The organism is Cohnella sp. (assembly GCF_041641335.1).
Lineage (GTDB): Bacteria > Bacillota > Bacilli > Paenibacillales > Paenibacillaceae > Cohnella.
The window spans coordinates 73,225-94,210 of sequence record NZ_JBEPYQ010000010.1 but is presented as its reverse complement, the minus strand read 5'-3'; the positions used below and the strand labels follow the sequence as shown (position 1 = coordinate 94,210).

The 20,986-nt window shown below is 57.3% G+C and carries 14 protein-coding genes; 3 read left to right on the top strand and 11 right to left on the bottom strand.

Features of this window, described 5'->3' with window-relative positions:
- Positions 1-48 precede the first annotated feature (48 nt).
- Positions 49-1,575: an extracellular solute-binding protein gene (locus ACESLM_RS05120; protein WP_372630303.1), complete on the bottom strand. Its 1,527-nt coding sequence runs from the start codon at positions 1,573-1,575 to the stop codon at positions 49-51.
- 134 nt (positions 1,576-1,709) lie between these two features.
- Positions 1,710-3,998 (bottom strand): helix-turn-helix domain-containing protein, encoded by a 2,289-nt coding sequence (locus ACESLM_RS05115; RefSeq protein WP_372630301.1) that lies wholly within the window; start codon positions 3,996-3,998, stop codon positions 1,710-1,712.
- 225 nt (positions 3,999-4,223) lie between these two features.
- On the opposite strand from ACESLM_RS05115, the gene ACESLM_RS05110 reads away from it, so the two are divergent.
- Positions 4,224-5,156 (top strand): ABC transporter permease, encoded by a 933-nt coding sequence (locus ACESLM_RS05110; RefSeq protein ID WP_372630299.1) that lies wholly within the window; start codon positions 4,224-4,226, stop codon positions 5,154-5,156.
- A 19-nt stretch (positions 5,157-5,175) separates the two neighbouring features.
- On the top strand, positions 5,176-6,048 hold the full coding sequence (locus tag ACESLM_RS05105; RefSeq protein ID WP_372630298.1) for a carbohydrate ABC transporter permease: 873 nt from the start codon (positions 5,176-5,178) through the stop codon (positions 6,046-6,048).
- Between the two features lie 93 nt (positions 6,049-6,141).
- Here ACESLM_RS05105 and xylF read toward each other — a convergent pair whose 3' ends face one another.
- The 6 genes from xylF to ACESLM_RS05075 all read right to left on the bottom strand — a co-directional run bounded on the left by xylF (position 6,142) and on the right by ACESLM_RS05075 (position 12,512).
- Entirely contained in the window at positions 6,142-7,263 is a 1,122-nt protein-coding gene (gene xylF / locus ACESLM_RS05100) for a D-xylose ABC transporter substrate-binding protein (RefSeq protein WP_372630297.1), read from the bottom strand.
- A 4-nt stretch (positions 7,264-7,267) separates the two neighbouring features.
- Entirely contained in the window at positions 7,268-8,791 is a 1,524-nt protein-coding gene (locus ACESLM_RS05095) for a response regulator (protein ID WP_372630296.1), read from the bottom strand.
- A complete protein-coding gene (locus tag ACESLM_RS05090; protein WP_372630295.1) occupies positions 8,784-10,253 on the bottom strand; it encodes a sensor histidine kinase in 1,470 nt (489 codons plus the stop codon). The genes ACESLM_RS05095 and ACESLM_RS05090 overlap by 8 nt, the downstream gene beginning before the upstream one ends.
- Positions 10,250-11,227, bottom strand: a complete 978-nt coding sequence (locus ACESLM_RS05085; RefSeq protein WP_372630294.1) for a sugar ABC transporter substrate-binding protein — start codon at positions 11,225-11,227, stop codon at positions 10,250-10,252. Before ACESLM_RS05085 ends, ACESLM_RS05090 begins: the two co-directional genes overlap by 4 nt.
- A 140-nt stretch (positions 11,228-11,367) precedes the next feature.
- Positions 11,368-11,904, bottom strand: a complete 537-nt coding sequence (locus tag ACESLM_RS05080) for an NAD(P)H-dependent oxidoreductase (RefSeq protein ID WP_372630293.1) — start codon at positions 11,902-11,904, stop codon at positions 11,368-11,370.
- Positions 11,905-12,119: 215 nt separating this feature from the next.
- Positions 12,120-12,512, bottom strand: a complete 393-nt coding sequence (locus ACESLM_RS05075; protein ID WP_372630292.1) for a winged helix-turn-helix transcriptional regulator — start codon at positions 12,510-12,512, stop codon at positions 12,120-12,122.
- A gap of 113 nt (positions 12,513-12,625) precedes the next feature.
- Here ACESLM_RS05075 and ACESLM_RS05070 point away from each other — a divergent pair, with 113 nt between their 5' ends.
- Positions 12,626-13,819 carry an MFS transporter gene (locus tag ACESLM_RS05070; RefSeq protein ID WP_372630291.1) on the top strand — a complete coding sequence of 398 codons (1,194 nt, stop codon included), beginning with the start codon at positions 12,626-12,628 and terminating at the stop codon, positions 13,817-13,819.
- A gap of 9 nt (positions 13,820-13,828) precedes the next feature.
- On the opposite strand, the gene ACESLM_RS05065 is transcribed toward ACESLM_RS05070, so the two are convergent.
- The 3 genes from ACESLM_RS05065 to ACESLM_RS05055 all read right to left on the bottom strand — a co-directional run bounded on the left by ACESLM_RS05065 (position 13,829) and on the right by ACESLM_RS05055 (position 20,646).
- Positions 13,829-15,625: an ABC transporter ATP-binding protein gene (locus tag ACESLM_RS05065; protein ID WP_372630290.1), complete on the bottom strand. Its 1,797-nt coding sequence runs from the start codon at positions 15,623-15,625 to the stop codon at positions 13,829-13,831.
- Positions 15,615-17,363, bottom strand: a complete 1,749-nt coding sequence (locus ACESLM_RS05060; protein ID WP_372630289.1) for an ABC transporter ATP-binding protein — start codon at positions 17,361-17,363, stop codon at positions 15,615-15,617. The genes ACESLM_RS05065 and ACESLM_RS05060 overlap by 11 nt, the downstream gene beginning before the upstream one ends.
- A gap of 139 nt (positions 17,364-17,502) precedes the next feature.
- Positions 17,503-20,646, bottom strand: coding sequence for an ATP-binding protein (locus ACESLM_RS05055; protein ID WP_372630288.1), 3,144 nt, complete (start codon positions 20,644-20,646; stop codon positions 17,503-17,505).
- Positions 20,647-20,986: the final 340 nt, after the last annotated feature.

The following is a 20,986-nucleotide window of genomic DNA, read 5'->3' as shown; positions in this document are numbered from 1 at the left end:
TTCCCCCCTCTGGGAGACCGGCCTTGCTGGCGGACGGCGCTATCTTTTTTATCGGCTTGCCAGCCATTCCTTGAACTGCTTCTCGTACTCGGCGACAACTCTGTCCAGTCCCGCGGCCTTCATGTTGGCCAGCACCTTGTCGAACGCCTGCTCGTAGCTGACGACGCCGAAGCGGAGAGGCTCCACGCTGGTCTTCATCTCGGCTACCGTGTTGGCGTATTCCGCGGCCACGTTCGTCGGATCGAAATTAAAGCCGATCGTGATGCTGTTTAACGTATCCTCGGAAATCGTCGTTCTCCTCTCCAGCCGATCCTTGTCGTAATTGGTCGGATAGCGGTTCATCTCGACATGGCCCAGCAGCCAGTTGGCCAGCTCGTAGGAGGCTCCGCCGTTCTGGTTCTTCTTGAGCGTGTCCTTCAAATTGTCCCCGGTTTCCTTCCAGTGGACGTCTTTGATGCCGTAAGTGACGAGATCGAAGTTTTCCTGTTTGGCGTATACCCAGTTCAGAAATTGGATCGCCGCTTCCGGATGCTTAGTCGTGGACGACACGCCGTTGGAATTGCGGATCGCGTAAGAACGGAACTTCGGACTGTCGGTCAAGTAGTACACCTTGTTCTCCGCGTCCGGAAACCTCGCCTTGACGTCCTCGCTCAGTCCGACGTCGCCTTGACGGAACAAATATCGGCCTGCGATCTCTTCCTGGTTGATGACCTCGCCCGGCACGGTCAAAATATCCGGATGAACGAGCTTGCGCTCATACAGTTGTCGCATGAACGTAACGTCCTTCTTGAACTCCTCGGTCTCCAGCCACGATTTCACGTTGCCTTCCTGATCGACGTAAATCATGTTCTCGACGACCGTGAACGGATACGTCTCGTAGGTTGGATGCAAGTAGTAGGCCGGCTCGCTCAGCATTTTGACGTAGACGCTCTTATTGTCGTCCGGCCAATTTTCCTGGATTTTGGCTGCCGCCTCCAGCAGCTCCTCCGGAGATCTCGGCGGCTGCATCCCGGTGGCGGCAAGCAAATCGGAACGCATCGTCACCATGCCGTCGGAAAACGCGGTATCCGCCCAGAAGTTCGGAACGGAGATCGTCTGGCCTCCGATCTTGACCGAATCCCAAATCCAGTCGGGCATCGACTTTTTCAGATCGGGGCCGTATTTATCCAGCAAATCGTCGATCGGGATAATGCCGCCGTTCCCCGCCAACAGCTGTGGGCCTTTCGAATCATGCATAATGGCGATCAATTCGAATTCCTCGCCGGTCGTCAGCATCAGGTTGGAACGCTGATCCCAGACGTCCCAGGCCAAATAAATCGGCTGATAGACCAGGTTTAGGCCGTCTTCAGCCAGCTTCTTATTAATGGCTTCGACGACCACTGCGAGATCCTCCGGCTCGTTGCCGGGAAGCAGGAAGCGTACGGGAAGCTTCTCTCCGGAAGACTTGCTCTCTTCCGCCGCCCCTCCCGTTGCGCTTGGCGCGGAATTGCCGCCGCCGGACGAACACGCCGCCAGCAACGAGATCACTAACGCGAACGATACCGCCAGCATGGCGTACTTGCGAATTGCTTTCATCTGTTGACCATCTCCCTCTTCGGATTTGACCCAATGGCCGATTCGTCATCGGTCCACCCCAGCGTAACGGGGGAGATTCGGCCCCGTAAACTTCAATAATGGCAATAGCTCGGATTTGAAATCGCGCGGATTGTTCAATCTTCGGACTTCAAATTCGGGTACTCGTCCGTTCGGCTTCGAAATTGGGCAGGCGACAGGCGGTAGCGTTTTTTGAATAATGTGTAAAAATAGGTCGTATTAAAGATGCCCACCTTCTCGCTGATCGTCTGTATGGGAAGCTCGGTTTCCTGCAAAAGCTTGGCGGCCTCCTCGATGCGCACGCCGTTCAGAAAGTCGTTGAACGAGACGCCTTTATAGGATTTGAAAAGCTTGCCCAGGTAGCCCCGCGACAGATTGACCTCTCCGGCCATCCGTTCCAGCGACAGATCGGGATTCGGATAGTTGCGGTAGACGCGGTCGCACACGCTGTCGATCAGCTCCTGATGCTGAAGCTGCGTCGCCTCCTCCGGCTGCTCGCACAGACGGTTTACGATGTCGCGCAGCGCCTCGGCAATCCCCTCCAGCGTTTCGTACGCGGGCAGGCCCTTCATGAATTCCAGCAGCATTTCCGTATGGGCCGCTTCCTTGCGCGAGCCGGTTGCGAATTGCCTGTAGAGTCCCGTCACCAACTGATGCAGATGGAACAGCGATTGATGGTAATCCCCTCCAGAATCGAGCCGACCGACGAATTGCTCCAATTCGTCCGCAGCCTTCCGGCTGTTGCCCGCGCGAATCGCTTCGAGCAGCCGTTTCTCTTCGACCTGCGGGTATTGCGAATCCTCCTCCGGCTTGTCCTCGGCGTCTCCGTATTCGAAGATTTGCCCGCCTCCCCGGAAGAAGCGCAGCGCGGTGCACGCTTTGGCGCTCTGGTACGAAAGCCGAATCTCCTCGGGAGAAGACACGACCCGGCCAATTCCTACCGTAAGCGAGATCCAGAAGTACTTGCGGATATGGCTCTGGATTTCCATCAACAGGCCGATCAGCGACAGCGGGAGATTCGGCTCGTCCAGCTGCAGCAGCAGGCCGATCTCCCCTTCCTCGACGATCACGATCTTGATCTGGGCATGACTTTCCAGCACTTCCTGCGCTACGTTGCAAATCGCGTACTGGATGGCGGATTGCGTCTTGGCGGAATGCTTCAGCTGCATTTCCTTCAGCCCGTCGATTTCGAGAAGGACGACGGAAAAGCGGCTGCTCGCCCAGGAAACCGGAAATTTATGCAGCATATCCACCTGGCTTCCTTTCATATAGCGCAGCAAATCCGCCCTTCGGGCGACGGACAGCGCCGATTCCATGACGGATAGCCGCTCCGTGATCGCGGAGAAGGTCGAGTCGATCAGCTCGAATTCGTTGAGGTTGCCGGGACCTCTCTTGGACTGCTGCGGCGCGGTCATTTTGTCGAGCAGATTGCGCAGCGGATTAAACGTGCGGTTCGTCAGCCATACCGACGCGACGAAACACAATGCGAAAATCGTCAGAGCGATAAACAGCGTCCACTGCCTCAGCTGGGACATGTTCCTGAGAAGCGAATCGTAGCGGCTTGTGCTGATGAACACCCATTTCATGCTGTCCGACTTCACATAGCTGACGATATGCTTCTTTCCGTCGATCGGCGTCGTGAAATATCCGCTGTCCGCATTCGCGTTCAAAATGCTTCGTACGTAAGGCAAATCGGACAGGTTGTCCATAAATTGCGACGGATCGGTGTGCGTCATGACGGTGCCGTTGTCGTTAATAACGTACAGGTTGTCGGCGTTGCCGCTCTTGTAGCCGCCTATCAGTCTCTGCACGTAATCTTCGTCGATATTGATGACGATCATGCTCTTGGAAGGCAGACTCGGATACGCGCCCGGCGTCAGAACGAAAGTCAATACGTTCCGGGAGGCCTTCGATCGGAGAGGATCGCTCACCCTGCGCGGGAAAAAATCGAAATAAAGCCTGTTCCCGCTCTCTATGGCGCCGATCAGTTCAGCTTCATCCTTCGCCGTCAAACCGAGCGTATTGGTGTATTGCTTCGTAAAGCCGTTGTACAAGCCTATAAATTGAACGTAGGGAAACGTGGTCTGGATGCTGCGAAGCCTGGAATAGGCGCGGTATTCCTGCAGTCGATCCTGATCTTTGCCGTACATCGTGCGGATAATATCCGAATCGTTCAGCAGCTCGTCGCCCAGATTGCGGATTTGATCGCGAATGACGACCGACACGAAGCTATTCTGTCTCAGCGTCGATTCGGCGATCCGGCCGACCTCCTTCGCCGTACTGACGGAGAACAAAGCGTAGAGAACGCCGCATGCGACGGCGATGACGACGGCGGTCAGCAGCACGAACGTGAGGAACATTTGACGATATACGGAATAACGGATAATTCTTTGTCTGGCCTTCAACCCCCGCTCCTCCTGTCTTTATCTCGTTTGGATGTTCCCTAATTATATAGAAATTTTGAATTCGCGCAGCGGTCCGATGCTCAAAGTTGAAGTCAGTGCTCAAATTTGAAATGCCGATTGTTCATAATTCACAGCGAATTTCCCATTTTCGTAGTTTACCCCCGAATGCAGCAGCCTCTACACTTGCACTAAGCCCACATATTTATCGAGAGGACGTGCACAGCCATGTCAGACATTCGCAAGCGCAGGGGGGTTCTGGGAGAACTCCTTCAGAATAAGGCCGCTTATTTGCTTGCTCTTCCCGCTGCCGTCTATACGGTCATATTCGGATATTTGACAATGCCTTATCTACTGATCGCCTTCCAGAAGTTCAATTACAAGACCGGATTGTTCAATTCCCCCTGGATCGGCTTCGACAACTTCCGTTTTTTTTTCGCGTCGCCCCGAGCTTGGGAAATTACGTTCAACACGTTGAAGCTGAATACTCTGTTTATCGTTTTTGGCACGATAGCCGCGCTCTTGCTGGCGATTCTGTTCAACGAGCTGAAAAGCCGCCTGTTCTCGAGAATCGCGCAATCCACGATCTTGTTTCCGCACTTTCTGTCGTGGGTCATCGTCAGCTACGTGCTGTACAGTCTGCTGTCCACGGAATACGGCATGGTCAACCGGATACTCGAAGCGATCGGAATGGAGCCGATCAACTGGTATTCGTCGCCGGGATATTGGACTTCGATTCTGGTCGGCACGCATATCTGGAAGGATATCGGCATCTCGCTCGTCATCTATCTCGCCGCGATCGCGGGCATAGACGAAAGCTATTACGAAGCGGGGCGAATCGACGGCGCGACCCGCATGCAGCTTATTCGTTACATTACGCTGCCGCTGCTGCTGCCGACCGTCATTATTCTGTCTCTGCTGGCGCTCGGGAAAATTATGTACGGAGGCTTCGACATGATCTACGCCATCGTCAAGGACAACGGCCTGCTGTACCCGACGACGGAGGTCATCGATACGTACGTGTTCCGTTCCCTGCGCAACATCGGCAATCCCGCGCAAGCGATGGCCATCGGTTTGTATCAGGCTGTGGTCGGCTTCATTCTTGTCTACACGAGCAATAAGGTTGTTCGCAAAATCAATCCCGAGCACGCGTTATTTTAACGGAAGGAGGACTCGCCGCATGAAAAAAGTCACGTTGTTCGGCACGTTGAACACGATGTTTATCGCCTTATTTTCCCTGATTTGCACGATTCCGATGCTGCTTGTCCTGATGGTCTCCTTCACGGACGAAAAAGCCATTCAATTAAACGGCTACCAGCTCTTCCCCGAGAAGCTGTCGCTCGGAGCGTACAAGCTGCTGCTGCTCGGCAGCACGCCGCTGTACCAGAGCTATATGATATCCATTCTGATCACCGTCGCCGGCACGCTGCTCGCCGTCTTCATCACCGCAGCCGCCGGGTACACCCTGTCCAGCCGGCACGTCAAATACCGCAACCATCTGGCGATGTTTTTCTTCGTCACGATGGTGTTCAATACGGGCATCGTTCCGTGGTATTTGATCAGTACGGGACTCGGACTGAGAAACACGATCTGGGCGCTGATCATTCCGTCGATGATCTTCAATCCGTTTAACCTGTTTCTCGTACGGAATTATATGAAGCAGATTCCCGACACGCTGACCGAGGCGGCGCGCATCGACGGGGCCAACGATTTCTACATCGCGCTGAGAATTTTTTTCCCGCTCAGCTTGCCCGTGCTGGCCACCGTTACGCTGTTCTACGGCATCGGCTACTGGAACAACTGGTTCAACGCCATCATGCTTGTCGACAACAAGGATCTGTTCCCGCTGCAATTTCTGCTGTTCAAGCTAAATTCGGAGATCAGCATGATCCAGTCCATGCAGCGGACGATGAGCGAGGTAGCGACGACGCTCCCTGCCGAGTCGGTCAAGATGGCGACGGCCATTCTGACGATCGGACCGATCGTGTTTTTCTATCCCTTCTTGCAAAAGTATTTTATCAAGGGGCTCCTGATCGGTTCGGTGAAGGAGTAACATGGCGGTCCATAAGGGGCATAACGCGTGGGCGGATACCGAACGCGCGGCGATTCGGGGATCGTTGCCCGGCGATCAACCGGTTCGGGCAGGCTATTCGCCCGCCCGGTAGACGTCCTCTCTGGTATGAAAGCCGTCGGCGATAATCGTCTCGTCGATATTAGACCGGTCGACGGCGATCGGCGGAAGCAGTACGGACGGCACCTCGACTTTGCCGTTGTTGATTTTCCGGTCCGCGACCGCCCGCTCGCCCTTGGCGAGCCCGACCGCCAGCTCCGCCGCTTTGTCCGCCAGCGCCTGGATCGGCTTATACACGGTCATCGTCTGCGTGCCTTCGACGATCCGCTGCACGCCCGCGAGCTCCGCATCCTGTCCGGCGACCGGAATGCGGCCGGCCAGCCCCTGCTCGGCCAGCGCCTGGATGACGCTGCCCGCCGTGGCGTCGTTGGCGGCGATCACCGCGTCGATCCGGTTGCCGTTGGCTTCCAGCGCCGCCTTCACATTAGCCAGCGCGTTCGCCGGTGTCCAATCCTTCGTCCATTGGTCGTAGACGACGGTGATGTCGCCCTTATCGATGAGCGGCTGCAGCACATTGAACACGCCTTTCTTGACCAGATGGGCGTTGTTGTCGGTATCCGCTCCCCCAATGTACACGTACTTGCCCTTCGGGACAAGCTTCGTGATCGCTTGCGCCTGAAGCTCGCCGACCTTCTCGTTGTCGAAGGAGACGTACAGGTCGATGTCGGCGTTCTTGATCAAGCGGTCGTAGGACATGACCTTGATGCCTGACGAATGGGCCTTCTTGACGATGGCCGCCATCGCTTCCGCGTCGTGGGGGATCACGACGAGAATGTCGACACCTTGTCCGATCAGCGTCTCGGCCTGTTCGATCTGCTTCGCGTCGTCGCCGTTGGCGGACATCACGCTTACCTCCGCGCCGAGCGCCTCCGCCGCCTGCTTGAATAGATCCCGGTCCTTCTGCCAGCGCTCCTCGTTCAGCGAGTCCATGGAAAAACCGATTTGGATTTTGCGGCCGTCTCCCGATTGTTCGGGGGCAAGACCGCCTCCCGAATCCGCGACGGCCGAGGACGAAGACGACGGCTGCGCGGCATCTCCCGCTCCTCCGTTCCCCGTTCCTTCGCAAGCCGCAACGATGCAAGCCAACGCCAGCATCAGCGCCAATAGCGCTCCGTATGCCCGCCTCACCGACATCATCTCCTTATCCTCTTCGCGCCGGAAGCGTCCTGCGGTATTCCGTCGGCGATACGTCGCACATTTTTTTGAACACCTTGCTGAAGTAGTTCGGATCGTGATACCCGACCTCGTAAGTGATTTCCTTCAGGCTCTTGTCCGGATCGGCCATCAGCTTCTTCGCCTTGTCGATGCGGCACTCGGTCAGGAAATCGATATAGTTGACGCCGAGCTGCTCCTTGAACATTTTGCTGATGTAGAACGGGCTCAGACCGACCCGCTTCCCGATGGCGTCCAGCGTAATGTCTTCGTGCGAATGCTCGGCGATGTACATCTTGATCCGCTGTATCGCGTCCGGCTCCACCCGTTCCTGGTGCTCCGCGTGGGCCTGCCTCATCCGCTCCAGCAGCATTCCCGATTCGCCGCGCAGCTGCCGATAATCGTGGGCCTGGAACGAATAGATCGGCGTGTCCGTCTCGACGCCCATTTCCAGCATGACCCGCGCGGCGATCCAGAGCAGCTCCAGCACGCGCTGCTGCGCCTGCAGCAGATCGACGCCCTCGTTCTCGCAGCCGCGAATGAAATCCGCGACGTCCGCTTCGATCTGATCCCATTGGCCGAGACGGATCCGGTCGAAAAACAGTCTCTCGCGCTGCTTCGCGAGAGACGTGTCGCGCGAGGTTCCGAGCATGGGCACATCTTCGTAGAAACGGTATTTGACCGGAAGGCTCGGGTCCATGGAGGCGATCAGCGCCTCCTGATACGATTGGCGAATGTGGTCCAGCGACTCGCAGACGCCGCCGATGCCGACGAACCAGCCCTCCTCCGCGCCCGGCTTGGCGACGGACAGCAGGTCGCGGGCGAGACCGATCGCCTGGGAACGGAACGAACGGCCCGGTTCGCGGAACGCGACGATCGGAATTTGCCGGCCGTACATCGCTCCCATCCAGCCGCTGCCCACCTGTCTGAGCTTCTCCTTGACCGCGGGATACAGGCTTTCCGAACCGGACGGCAGCAGGACGATCATCGAGAACGTCTCGTTCGTCGTCCTCGCACCGAGCAGCCCGACCAATTCGTCCAGATGAACTTCGTGCACGTGATCGAACAGCAGCTGCGTGACGACGTCGGTCTCGACGAGCGGCAGCGTCTTGCGCAGCGCGTCCCGTTGCAGCCGGCCCGTTTCCCGCGCGGCCCGCTCGTCCTCGATCTCCTTCAGTACCTTGCCGACCGTCGTTACGATCTCCGCGGCTTTGCTCGGCTTGAGCAAATAGTCTTTGACGCCCAGCTTGATCGCCGACCGGGCGTATTCGAACGTATCGTAAGCCGTCACCATCACGAACTTGATGTCCGGATAGTCCGCGCGAATTCGTTCGACCGCTTCCAGTCCGCTCATCCCCGGCATTTTGATGTCCATCAGGATCGCGTCCGGCTGCAGCTCCTCGGCCATTCTGACGGCCGTCTTCCCGTTCTTCGCCTCGGCGATGTCCAGATCGGGAAAGCTTCTTCCCAATATGGCCCGCAGGCCGTCCCGTTCGATCTGTTCGTCATCCACGATCAGAAGCTTGATCTTGCTTTCCGCTCTCCCTTGCTTTCGGTATGCTTAATCTCACTTTCGTCCCGCGCTCCCGGCCGCTCTCGATGGCGATGACGTCATCGCATCCGTAAAACAAACTCAGCCTCCTGACGACGTTGCCCAAGCCGATTCCGGTCGTATGACCGCCTTCCGATTCGACGGGGCGCTCCTCGAGAATTTGCCGGATTCTTTCCTCCGCCATGCCGGGACCGTCGTCTTCGATCTCCACCGTCACCCGATCCGCGCCGTCGACGATGCGAAACCAGATCTCGCCGCCGTCCTCCTCCGGTTCGATCGCGTAGATGACGGCGTTCTCGACGATCGGCTGAAGCGTAAGGCCGGGAAGCTGCACGTACAGGCAGCTTTCGTCGATGTCCGTGTGGAACCGTAAGCGCTCCGTAAACCGGGCTTTCTGAATTTCGATATACTGGCGCAGCACCCGAACTTCGTCGTAGAGCGTGACGGAGCGGTCGAGCCGTTTCAGATTGTAGCGCAGCAGCGCCGCGACGCTCGCCAGCAGATCGCTTGTCTCCTCCGAGCCTTCCAGATAAGCCTTCTTGGAAAGCGTATTCAACGTGTTGAACAGAAAATGCGGATTGATCTGGCTCTGCAGGCTGCGCAGCTGGCTCTCCTGGAGCAGCAGCTTGCTCTGCTGCAGCTCGTGCTCGAGCTGGGCTTTCTGCTGGATTTCCGAAATCAGGTTGTTGATGTTGATGCGCATCCGGTCGAACATCTTGGCGAGGAACGAAATCTCGTCGTTGGACTCCACTTCGATCCGCAGGTCGAACCGGCCTCTGGACAGCTCCTTGGCCGCCTGCGTCAGCTTCAGCACCGGTCTCGTAATGCTGAGCGAGAAGGCGTAAGTAAACAGCAGGAGCAGGAACGTGATCAGCAGCAGCAGCCAGATCCCGAGCTTCTTCAGCTCCGCCGACTGTTCGATGATGCCGCGGTAAAACCGGTCGTACGTCTTCAGCTCCGCGTCGAGCAGCGTAAGCGACATCTCGGAGATGTATTTGGAGATGCGGTCCGCTTCGGAGAAAGCATTGCCGGAAGCCTCGGTCTCCTTCTCGGACTGGAAGGTCAGCGAGCGTTCCGTCGTCTCGACGAGGCTGTCGATCAGGTTCATATAGTTGGTCAGCGCGAACTCGTTGCCCGGGTTGCGCAGTTCGATGACGTCGATTCTTGCCTTGCGAAGCTTCTCCTTGCTCTGCTCCAGCTGCGACAGATTGTCCCGGGACGGCAAGAGCAAATAGTTGTTCAGGGAAGTGACCGTCTGCTGACTCGCGGTCGTCACTTCGTTCATGCGCAAATAGCGCTGCAAAATATCGTTGTACTGGTCTTGGGTTTTCTGATTGTAGTAGGTGAGGGCAATCCAGATTGCCGCCATGATGAAAAGAACGACCGCAGCCAGCGTCCATATTTTCTTCTGGATGCCGTTCATCGCGCGTCGGCCGCTTTCAGCATGCGAATTTCGGTGAAGTATCCGTTGGAGTCGAGGGGAACCGTCTCTCCGCTCAGCCATTCGGTCATCAAGTTCACGCTGATCCTTCCCATCGTCTCGGGAGATTGCTCGATCACGCCGTCGAGCTTGCCTTGCTTAAGCAGCGACATCGAATCGTGACTGTCGTCGAACGAGTAGATATGGTACGGCTCGACCCGGGTACGCCTGCCGATCTCCTGGATCATCGCCTCCGCCGTATTGGCGTTGACGGCGACGAACGCCTGCACGTCCGGCAGCCGGTTCATCAAATCCTGCGTCGCCGAGATGACCTGCTCCCTTGCATCCGTCGTCTCCGCGTATTCCGTCCGAACGTTCGGATACTCCTTCAGCACGTCGTATATGCCGTTAATCCGCTGCTGCTGGTAATATTCCCCGCGACTGTCTCCGAGCAGGACGACTTTGCCCGTCGATCCCATGTCGCTCAGCAATTGCCTGGCGATCAGCTGTCCGGCCAAATATTGATTGGAGCCGACATAAGTCCGCCTAAGACTGTCCGCCATCGGCACGTCGTTGGCCACGGTGACGATCGGAATGCCGTAGAACGCGGCCTTGACCTTCGTCAGCTGCTTGAACTCCTCCGTATCCAGCCCCTGCACGATGATGCCGTCCACCTTGGAGTCGATGGCGATCTCGATTTTCTTCAGGAAATCCTCCCGGTTTTTGCCGTAGCTGCCCCACACCTCGATGCTGGCCCCGACCCGTTCGGCCTCCTCCAGCGCCCCAGCTCCGACCTTGCCCCAGAACGGCGTCTCCAGCTCCTGCGTAATCAGGACAAGACGGTACCGGGCCTGCTTCTCCCCCGGGGATTGCGGCAGCTGCCAATCCGAACGGAACACTTTGCCCGCCGATACGAACGTAAAATAGAAGAGGGCGACTCCTGCGAGTCCGAGCACGAGGATCACTGTTTTGCGCAAGTGGACCGCTCCGTTTCTTCATGAAATGCCGGATAAGGTATTCTGTTTTCGACAACCTCCGGCCATTTCCCTCTTTTCCCGGCGGCGCGCGAAGGCGACGGTCGTGCGCTTCGCGCACGCCGCCGCCTCGTCTATTGCGATTAGTTCGCGTAAATATGCGGAGCGTCCACATACCGGAGATAGTTTGTTTGGCTCTGTTCCAATTGACTCTCGGTTACATTGGACACGTCGTGAAGCGAAAAAGGAGGCAAATAGTCTGCGTTAATATAACGGGCAAGCGCCTCTAACGGCCTTAGAAGCTCGTCAATCGTGAAGCGGTTGGCTCCAGCCGGACTATAGGACGCCGCCGTACCGTAGGTCGATACGGCAGCGCCAATCTCTTTCCCTTGCAGCTTATCGCCGCCGGGTCCGTATGCAAAGCCTGCTTGAAGCACGGTGTCAAACCATTCTTTCAGCAGAGGCGGAGTACTGTACCAGTACAAGGGAAATTGGAAAACGATGCGATCATGCTGCTCCAGCAGCGATTGTTCATGAGCGGCATCGATGTTTCCGGACGGATACGCTTGATATAAGTCGTGTACGGTTACACGACCGTGCCTCTGCAATTCTCGCATCCAAGCCTTGTTAATCCGTGACGAGGCCAGATCAGGGTGCGCTACGATAACCAATATTTTCATTTGAATCTCTCCAATCTGCAGGTAGTTGGTTTACAACTCACATCATAGCCAGTTAACTTTAGAAAAGTAAGTACGCACTTTTTAGGCGAATACTAACGAAATGGAGAGCGAGCAACGACCTGACTATATCCATCTACAAGAAAACGGCAGCTCCGCATGTTGTTCATGCGCAAGGCTGCCGTTTGGCTATCATCCACCGTTGAAGCGAAGAGGGTCTAGCGATCCGCCGAAGACTGGGCGGAGACGGGAGACTCGCTGTCGACGGAAACAGGGATTTGAAATTGCCTCCCCCATTGCTGCAATAGTTGAATAGCCGGCTTTAATTGTTCTCCCAGCTCGGTTAATGCATATTCAACCTTGGGAGGGACGACGGGATAGACCTCTCTGCTAATAATACCCGCATCTTCGAGCTCGCGCAGCTGCTCGGCAAGCATTTTATGATTAATGCCGACGATTAGCTTCTTCAACTCTCCGTACCGTTTCTTTCCCTCCATCAATTTGCAAATAATCGTCGTTTTCCATTTGCCGGAGAAGAGAGAGACTGCCAGCTCGATCGGACACTGGTACTGCTTCCCATTAAATTCATATCGAATGACTCGGGGTTCCATAATGATACTTCCCTTCCGGTAAGTATTAAACAAAAAAGTGCGAACTTATCTTTTGTAAGTATATTTTGTATGATTAGCGCTGTAAATAAAACAGATGTGCCGAGGTGAAAGAAATGCGCAAAACGTTTTTGGTTTACCTAGTTTCAATGGCGGCGTTTTTTGGCCCCTTCACGCAAACCCTCTATTCGCCGTTGCTGCCGGAGTTAGCCAAACAGCTTCAAGCCTCTCAAGATGCCGTGAATTTAACGATTTCCATTTATCCGATTTTTTTCGCCTGTATGCAGCTCGTATACGGTCCGTTAATCGATAGGTACGGCAGGAGAAAAATCTTGTTAATCGGGTTCATGTTCTATGTATGCGCAACGATTGGCGCAGCCATGTCCGAAACGGTAGAGCAGTTGATTTTGTTCCGGGCGCTGCAGGCGATGGGAGTTGCCGTCGGGTCGGTAGCCGCCATTACCATTATCGGGGATTTGTTTGAAGGGGACGGACGCGGACGCTCGATGGGGATCTATCAGATGCTGGTTGCGTTGGGTCCTGGGCTGGGACCTGTCGCAGGAGGCATCATAGGGCAGCATTACGGCGTCGATCGCTTGTTTTGGCTGCTGTTTGCATTCAGTTTGGCGTTCTGGCTGGTGTTGTTCCTCTGTCTGCCGGAGACCAAATCTGCACATGTCCGAAGCGGTCAATTCCGACTTCGGCAGATGACCGCGGTTCTGACTCATCGAGTCGGACTAGCCATTGTCGCACTGGGCTCCATTCAATATGCCGTGTTCTATACTTTGCTTGTTCTGCTTCCGAGCATCGTTGTCGATGTATACGCACTGACGCCAAGCCGCATCGGGTGGATGTTTCTTCCCATATCAGCCTGCATCGTTATCGGCAGCATCATTGGCGGACGGTTGCAGGAACATCTTGAAGCCAAAAAGCTGTTGCTGCTGCTAGCCACGTTAAACATGATGTCCGTGCTGCTGTTTGCGCTGACCGCATCGATATCCGTGCCTCTGTTAAACGTCAGTCTGTCCATGTTCGGCCTGAGCCTCGGGTTATCGCTGCCGGTGCAGCTCACCCTGCTAGCCAATGAACTTCCCAATCATCGGGCCAGCTCGACGGGAGTCTATAACTTCTTCCGCTATATTTGGATGACGATTGGACCCGTGGCTGGCACCGTCTTTTACAGATTCGGATATAAGGCGGAATTTTACGTGTTCATGTTCATCTTTATATGCGTGCTGCTCTTCATTTATCTTCGCTTCTTCGGAACAAGCTTCTCGTCGCAATCTTCGGAGGAACGGCGGTCCTTGTAATCTTCCGCCCTACCCGAGCTCTCTCCCCCTCCGCCCGCTCTCCGCCTTGCCGCGGGAGTGGCGGACCAGTTCCGCGTAATATCCGTGCAGCTCCAGCAGCCGAGCATGCGTGCCTTCCTCGACGATGCGCCCGCCGCGCATGACGATGATCCGGTCGGCGTGCACAATCGTCGACAGCCGGTGCGCGATGACGATCGTCGTGCGATGCTCCGAGACGACGCGCAGCGCGTTCTGGACAAGCTGCTCGGTATAGGAGTCGAGGTTGGCGGTCGCTTCGTCCAGAATGAGGATTTTCGGCTGGAACACGATAATTCTCGCGAACGAGATGAGCTGCCGCTCCCCGGCGGACAATCCGCTCCCCCGCTCCGACAGCCGGGTATCGTAGCCGTCCTTCATTCTGCCGATCAGTTCGTCCGCTCCGACGAACCGGCAGGCGCGCACGACCTCTTCCCGGGAGATCGATTCGTCGAACATCCGCACGTTGTCGACGATGCTTCCCGAGTACAAGTACGGCTCTTGCTGAACGAGTCCGATCAGCCTGTGCAGCTGCTCCTGGGGGATATCGCGTACGTCCGTCCCGTCGATCGTCACGCTCCCTTGGCGGACGTCGTAGAACCGGCACAGCAAGCCGATCAGCGTGCTCTTCCCGGCCCCCGTCGCGCCGACGACTCCGATCATCTCTCCCGGCGAGATTCGCACGGTGAGATCGTGAATGACCGGCTGCCCTTCCTCATAGTAAAAACGCACGCGGTTGAATTCGATCCGGCCGAGCACCGATCGGGGATCCACATTCACCGGATCGTCGGCGTCCTTCACTTCCGGCTTCGCGGAAAAGATGGTCCAGATGCGCTGCGCGGATACGGTCGCCGACTGAAGAGTATTCCACTGCTGGGTAATCGCGCTGATCGGCTGAAAAAACAGGCGGATGTACGTAATGAACGCATACATGACGCCGAACTCGATATTCCCGTGAAACACCGCGTTGCCGCCCAGCCAAGCGACGAAGGCGACGGCCAGGCCGCCAAGGATGTCGAAGGAGCGGTTAAACAGGACGTTGGTGCTCACTTCCTTGAGGTTAGCGCCGAAATACGCGCGGTTGCGGTCCGCGAACCGGTTCTTCTGCTCCTTCTCCTGATGGAACGCCTGGATCAGGCTCATCCCCGCCAAGTTTTCGGCCGCGAAGGAAATCAACCGGGACAACGCCGTGCGGGCGTTCTGGTACGTCTTCCTCATGTACCGCCGGAAGCCGATCGCGATCAGGAACAGGATCGGAACCAGGATCAGGCAGTACAGCGTCAGCTCCACGTCGAGATGGAACATGACGGCGACGATAAAGATCAGCGTCATGCCGTCGCGCATCAGGCTCAGCAGCACCTGCGAGAAAAATTGGTTAAGCGATTCGGTATCGCTGGAGACGTGGGTAATCAGGCTCCCGCTCGGCGTCCGGTCGAAATACGACATCGACAGCCGGGAGATGTGCCGGAACAGGTCTTGGCGAATGCGGGCGATAATGCTCTGGGAGGCGAACTGGAGCACGTTGTTCATCAAATAGCTGAACACGAACCCGAGCACGGACAGCAGCAAATACACTCCGCAGATGATCATCAGCATCCGGAAATCGTTCTTCCCGGCCATAATGTTGTCGTCGATGGCGATCTTCACCAAATACGGCTGGAGCAATTCGGCCACGACCGCGAGCAGCGACAGGAAGAAGACGAGCGCGAATTGCCGGCGGTGAGGTTTGCCGTAGGCGAGCAGCGAGCGAAAAGCCGTCTTCTTCCCCGCGGCTTGAGCTTTATTCCGCATCCCGGCTTCCCTCCTCCTGAATGGCGTGCAGCGAAGCGTACAGCCCCGGCTCGCTTACGAGCCGGTCGTGGGTGCCCCGCTGCACGATCCGTCCTTCGTCCAGCACGAAGATCTCGTCGGCGTGCTTCAGCGCGCTGATCCGGTGCGCGATCACGATCGTCGTCAGCCCCTGGCGCTCGGCCGAGATCGTATCGATGATTTTCTGCTCCGTCACCGCGTCGACCGCGCTTACGCTGTCATCCAGAATCATGATCGGCGCGTTCTTGATCAAACCGCGCGCAAGGCTCGTGCGCTGGCGCTGTCCCCCGGACAGCGTAACGCCGCGCTCTCCCAGCTTCGTCTCGAACCGCTCGGGAAACTCGACGATGTTGCCGTAGATTTGCGCCTGCCTGGCGGCTTCTTCGATTCGGCTCATCGCCGAGTCCCTGCGGTAGAAAGCGATGTTGTCGCGGATCGTCGTACTGAACAGGAAGCCCTCCTGAGGCACGTAAGCGATCTGGCCGCGCAAGCTCTCCAGCGTCAAATCCCGGATGTCGGCGCCGCCGATCGTAATCGTCCCCTCCGGCGGATCGTACATCCGCAGCAGCAGCTTCATAAGCGTCGTCTTGCCGCTGCCCGTCTTCCCCAGAATGCCGGCGGTTGTGCCTGGAGGAATGTCCAGACTCAGATCGTGCAGCGCCTCCAGATCCGAATCGGGATAGGAGAAAGTCAGATGGCGGACCCGGATTCCGGCGTATCGAAGATCGCGCGCCTGAGCCTGTTCCGCCTCTTGAATCTCCCCCGCCCTGGACAGCAGCTCGTTGATTCTGTCGAGAGAAGCGCGGGATCGCTGCATCGTATTGATGACGCCTCCGATCTGCTGCAAGGGATTGACCATCATTCGAATGTAAAGGGTAAGCGCGACGAAGTTGCCGATCGTGAGGCGCTGGTGAATCGTCAGGTAGCCGCCGTACATGATCGCGATAATGAGCGACAGCGTGCCCAGAAAAGGGATAAGCGCCTGAAACAGCGAGGAGACGCGCACCAGCTTAAGCTGCTTGCCGTGAACGCGGTCGACCTCGGCGCCGAAGCGTGCGCTCATGATTCGCTCGGCCGCGAACTTTTTGGTCACCCGAATGCCGCCGAACTGCTCCTCCGCCGACTCCGTCATTTTCCCGAGCGCCTCCTGCACGGACAACGACCGGGTGCGGATGACCGGTCCGAATACGCTTACGATCCAGGGAATGGCAAGCAGCGGAAGCACGCTGACCGCGATCAGATGCAGAGGGATGTCGCTCAGCAGCATCATCGACACCGCCGATAGGATCAGGATGCCGGAGTTGGTCGACTGGTTGATGCCCCGGGCAATCGCTTCGCGAACCGCGGTCACGTCGTTCATGACGTAGCTGAGCAGCTTGCCTACGCCGTTCTTGGAATAGAAATGCTCGCCCAGCGTCATGAAATGGTCGAACAGCCGGCCGCGCGTAAAAAACTCGAACAACCGTCCGAGTCTCATCACGATATATTGTCCCAGACCGGCCAGGACGCCGAAGGCGACGCCCACTCCCAGCAGCAGCAAGCCGTAGTCGACGATATGCGCTTCCGTCAGCTGATCCTGCTTCAGTTGATCCGCGAAGCTGCCGATGATGCGCGGATAGAACGATTGAATGACGTTGCCGGCAGCCATGAACGCGATCGCGAGAAGGTAATACGGCCATTTTCCTTGCAAGTATTCGACGAGCACGCGTTGCGACTTCAAGCGGCATCACTTCCCGTACGTATTTCCTTCACCGCCATTGTAGACGTTTTCCGAAAGGGGAACAAGGAAAGAACGAAGGAACAATCGGGAGGGATCGCGAGAAAAACGGGCATCGTCCGGCGAGAGCAGCACCATAGCGCTACTCTTGCGAATCGGCGAGCGGTTCTGCGGAAACGTTCTTGTCGACGATAAAAGAGATCGAGGTTCCCCGGCCCGGCAGACTCTTGATCCGCAGGCCTTTGCCGTACATGCGCTTAAGTCTGCGATCCGTGTTGATGAGGCCGACGCCCGCCTCCATGTACGGGTCGTCCTCCCGTTGGCGCACGAGCGGATTCTCGTCCATCCCGACCCCGTCGTCCTCGACCGCGATTTCCGCGTAAGTCGCGAAGTCGGACACCCGGATCGCGATCTTCCCTCCGTCGGAACGCTTCATGACGCCGTGGCGAATGGCGTTCTCGACCAGCGGTTGAATGGTCAGCAGCGGAATTCGCAAATCCTTGCATTCGTCGATCTCCCATGACACGGCCAGACGCTCCTCGTACCGTTCCTGCTCGATATGCAGGTAGGACCGGACGATGCTGAGCTCCTCTTCGATCGGCACGGGTCCGTCGATATTCTGAAGCTTGAATTTGTCGCGAAGATGGTTGCCGAACGCTTCGAGCATGTTGCGCATCCGGTCGAGATCGATCTCGCTCAGAGCCCGAATCGCCGTCAGCGTGTTAAACAGGAAATGAGGCTGGATCTGCGCTTGCAGCCACGCCGATTCCATCCGCAGCCGTTCGCGGACGGACTTCTTCACATCGGTCAGCGCCTTCACCCGGGAACGCAGCTCCAGCGCCTCTACCGGCTTCGTCACGTATTCGTTGGCTCCCGCCTGGAAGCCGTAGGAGATATCCTCGGGCTGGCTTCTGGCGGTAAGAAGCAGGATCGGCAGCTCCGAGATCGAATACCGGGCGCGGATCGCGCGCGCGAGCTCGTAGCCGGACATTCTAGGCAGCATGACGTCCGACACGACCAGGTCCCATTCCTTCTCGTCCAGCACTTCGAGCGCTTGATTGGCGCTCGTGACCGACGTCATCTCGTAGCTCTCGTAGGAAAGAATCGATTCGAGCACCTTCAGGTTGACCGGATCGTCGTCGATCAGCAATATTCTGGGCCGGTCCGCGGAAGACGGCCGTTCCTCCGGCCTCGTCGGTTCGTCCCTGGAATCGCCGTACAAGGACGCGGCGGCTTCCGCCATGGCGATCGCCGCGGCGGAAGCCGCTTCCTTCTCTGTCCCGGCATCGACCGAATCGGCCAGCGGCAGCGTGAACACGAACTCCGTGCCCTTGCCCGGTGTCGAGCTGACCTGCAGCGACTGCCCGTGCAGCTCCAGCAGCTGCTTGCAGATGCTGAGCCCGAGACCGAATCCTCCCTCGACCATCGTCTGCTCGGCTCCGGCCTGCTCGTACGAATCGAAGATGCGCTTCATCGTCTCCTCGTCCATGCCGATTCCCGTGTCCGTAACCGACACGAACGCCATCCCGCCCTCGGCCCGCGCCCGAATGGCCACTTCGCCTTCGCTCGTAAACTTCACCGCGTTGTGAAGCAGGTTAAAGACGATCTGAACGACTCTGTTCTCGTCCGCGCGCACCCGGGGAAAATGATCCGGAATGCCGTTCACGAGCTTAACCGGCGTGCCTTCTCTCATCGATTGCAGCATATCCAGCACGCCCGTCGCGACGGAATGGATGGAGAAGCTGCCGTAGTGAAGACGCGGCGCGTTCTCCTTCAAGGTCATCGCGTACAGCAAATCGTTCAGAATTAGCGACATCCTTCGCCCTACGGACAGAACGACTTCCAGATCCTTGACGCTTCTGGCCTGGAGCGAATGCCTCTCCCGATCCAACACGCCTTGCGAAATATTCAATATGCCGTGCAGCGGATTGCGAAGCTCATGGGACGTATTGGCGAGGAAGCTGTCCTTCTGCTTGTCCGTTCTCTGCAGCTTGGCGGCCAGGCTTTTCGTTTCCGCATGGGCTTGGAAATAGCGGCTGAACCATATGGATGCGTAACAAGCGGTGGCGACGATCAGATCGAACGGATAATACATGACGCTGATGCCCAGCACCATCTGGACGCCCCACCAGGCGAAGTTGCTTGCGAACGCGATCAGGGCAAGCAGCAGCGGGGCGTTCTCTTTGACATCCTTCGCGGACGTGCGGATCATGGAGAAGATCGCGACGAATACGGAGATCGCGGCCACGCCTCCGTACAAGGCCTGTATCGTCAATAGGTGACGCGCGGGCAGTACAAGCGCCAGCAAGGCGGCGGCCCCGCACAGCCGGGAAAACCAGGGGGAGATCTTGTGCCACACCCCCGGCAACTGGTTCGACACGCACTGAAGCAACGAATACGCGGTGCCGGCCATGGCCAGATGGACAAGCTTGAAGCTCCAATCGTAATCCATCTGCCAATATTGATGCAGCACCTTCTCGTTGCTGCCAAGCGAATCCATGACCGTCGCGCTGAAGGTGAGCAAGGAAAAGTAAAGCAGCTTTCTCTCGCGGGTTCCGATCAAATACAAGATAAGGGCGTATCCGGAATGAAGCAAAAACACGACGACGGCCAACTGCTGCATAGAGACGGACAGATGAGTCTCGCGCGCGATCGCTTCCTCCGTCCCGAACTTGACGGAGCGGACGATCCCGCCTTCGCGAATGTCCTTGTAATTAGCCGCCCGGATGATCAGCTCGATCCGCCCGGAGCGATCGGCGGCGAACGAAGTGCCATAAGGCAGATTCCACGCTTCATACGTGTCTTCGCTATCCGACGGAACTCCGGACCTGGCCAGCAACCGGCCGTTGGCGTACAGCGACGACGAGCTGCGCACGCTGGGAATGCGAACCGCGAAGTTCGCGTCCGTCCCCGGGTCGACCTGGATGACAAGCCGATAAGAGCCGTATCCGAAGGACCGGACGCCCCGGTCCCCATCCTCGTCTCCGTCTCCGCGCACATAAGCGTTCCAGCCCCCCGGCACCGATAGAATCGAGCCTCCCGGCCGCGAGCTCTCTCCGCCCGCCAGCAACGCTCCGGGATAAAACTCCCACTCCCCGTCGAGAGCGATCGTCCCTTTCTCCCAGCTCCAGCCTCGCAGATCGAGCAGCCCGTCCGCCGCGCGCGGCTGATCCGCCTGATGGAAATGCGAGATCCACGCCAAGCGCGCCCCCGCAAGCGCGAGCGCAAACAGAACGACCGCTATCACGATATACTGTTGCGACATTCGCTTCATTATCGTTGCCAAGATAAACGAGCTCCCTCATGCTCTCTATCTTTTTTACTATACAGACCGCATCTGAAATATTTCTAAAATCGCGGGACCTGGCGCGGGCGAGTGCAGGCGTCCTGCTTCCCTGGTCCGCAAAGAAAAAGAGACTGTCCGAGGTCATCTAAAAGATGATTTGCGGGACAGCCTCTGCGTCAGAGGTGCAGGAGCAAAGCGATGACAAGGAGCACGCACGCAAAAACGAGCATGATCGGAAAAAGGAGGGGCGCGGAGGGACGATCCGGAAGAACGAGGGAGGCCGGCAGCGTGAAAATGGCGTTCCCGATCTGCGCCGCTTGGCCGACGATCGGGAAGGCGA

What these genes read in the sequence shown, in the direction of transcription:
- ACESLM_RS05120 (WP_372630303.1), bottom strand. Translation starts at nt 1,575, where the DNA reads ATGAAAGCAATTCGCAAGTACGCCATGCTGGCGGTATCGTTCGCGTTA.
- ACESLM_RS05110 (WP_372630299.1), top strand. Translation starts at nt 4,224, where the DNA reads ATGTCAGACATTCGCAAGCGCAGGGGGGTTCTGGGAGAACTCCTTCAG.
- ACESLM_RS05105 (WP_372630298.1), top strand. Translation starts at nt 5,176, where the DNA reads ATGAAAAAAGTCACGTTGTTCGGCACGTTGAACACGATGTTTATCGCC.
- xylF (WP_372630297.1), bottom strand. Translation starts at nt 7,263, where the DNA reads ATGATGTCGGTGAGGCGGGCATACGGAGCGCTATTGGCGCTGATGCTG.
- ACESLM_RS05090 (WP_372630295.1), bottom strand. Translation starts at nt 10,253, where the DNA reads ATGAACGGCATCCAGAAGAAAATATGGACGCTGGCTGCGGTCGTTCTT.
- ACESLM_RS05080 (WP_372630293.1), bottom strand. Translation starts at nt 11,904, where the DNA reads ATGAAAATATTGGTTATCGTAGCGCACCCTGATCTGGCCTCGTCACGG.
- ACESLM_RS05075 (WP_372630292.1), bottom strand. Translation starts at nt 12,512, where the DNA reads ATGGAACCCCGAGTCATTCGATATGAATTTAATGGGAAGCAGTACCAG.
- ACESLM_RS05070 (WP_372630291.1), top strand. Translation starts at nt 12,626, where the DNA reads ATGCGCAAAACGTTTTTGGTTTACCTAGTTTCAATGGCGGCGTTTTTT.
- ACESLM_RS05065 (WP_372630290.1), bottom strand. Translation starts at nt 15,625, where the DNA reads ATGCGGAATAAAGCTCAAGCCGCGGGGAAGAAGACGGCTTTTCGCTCG.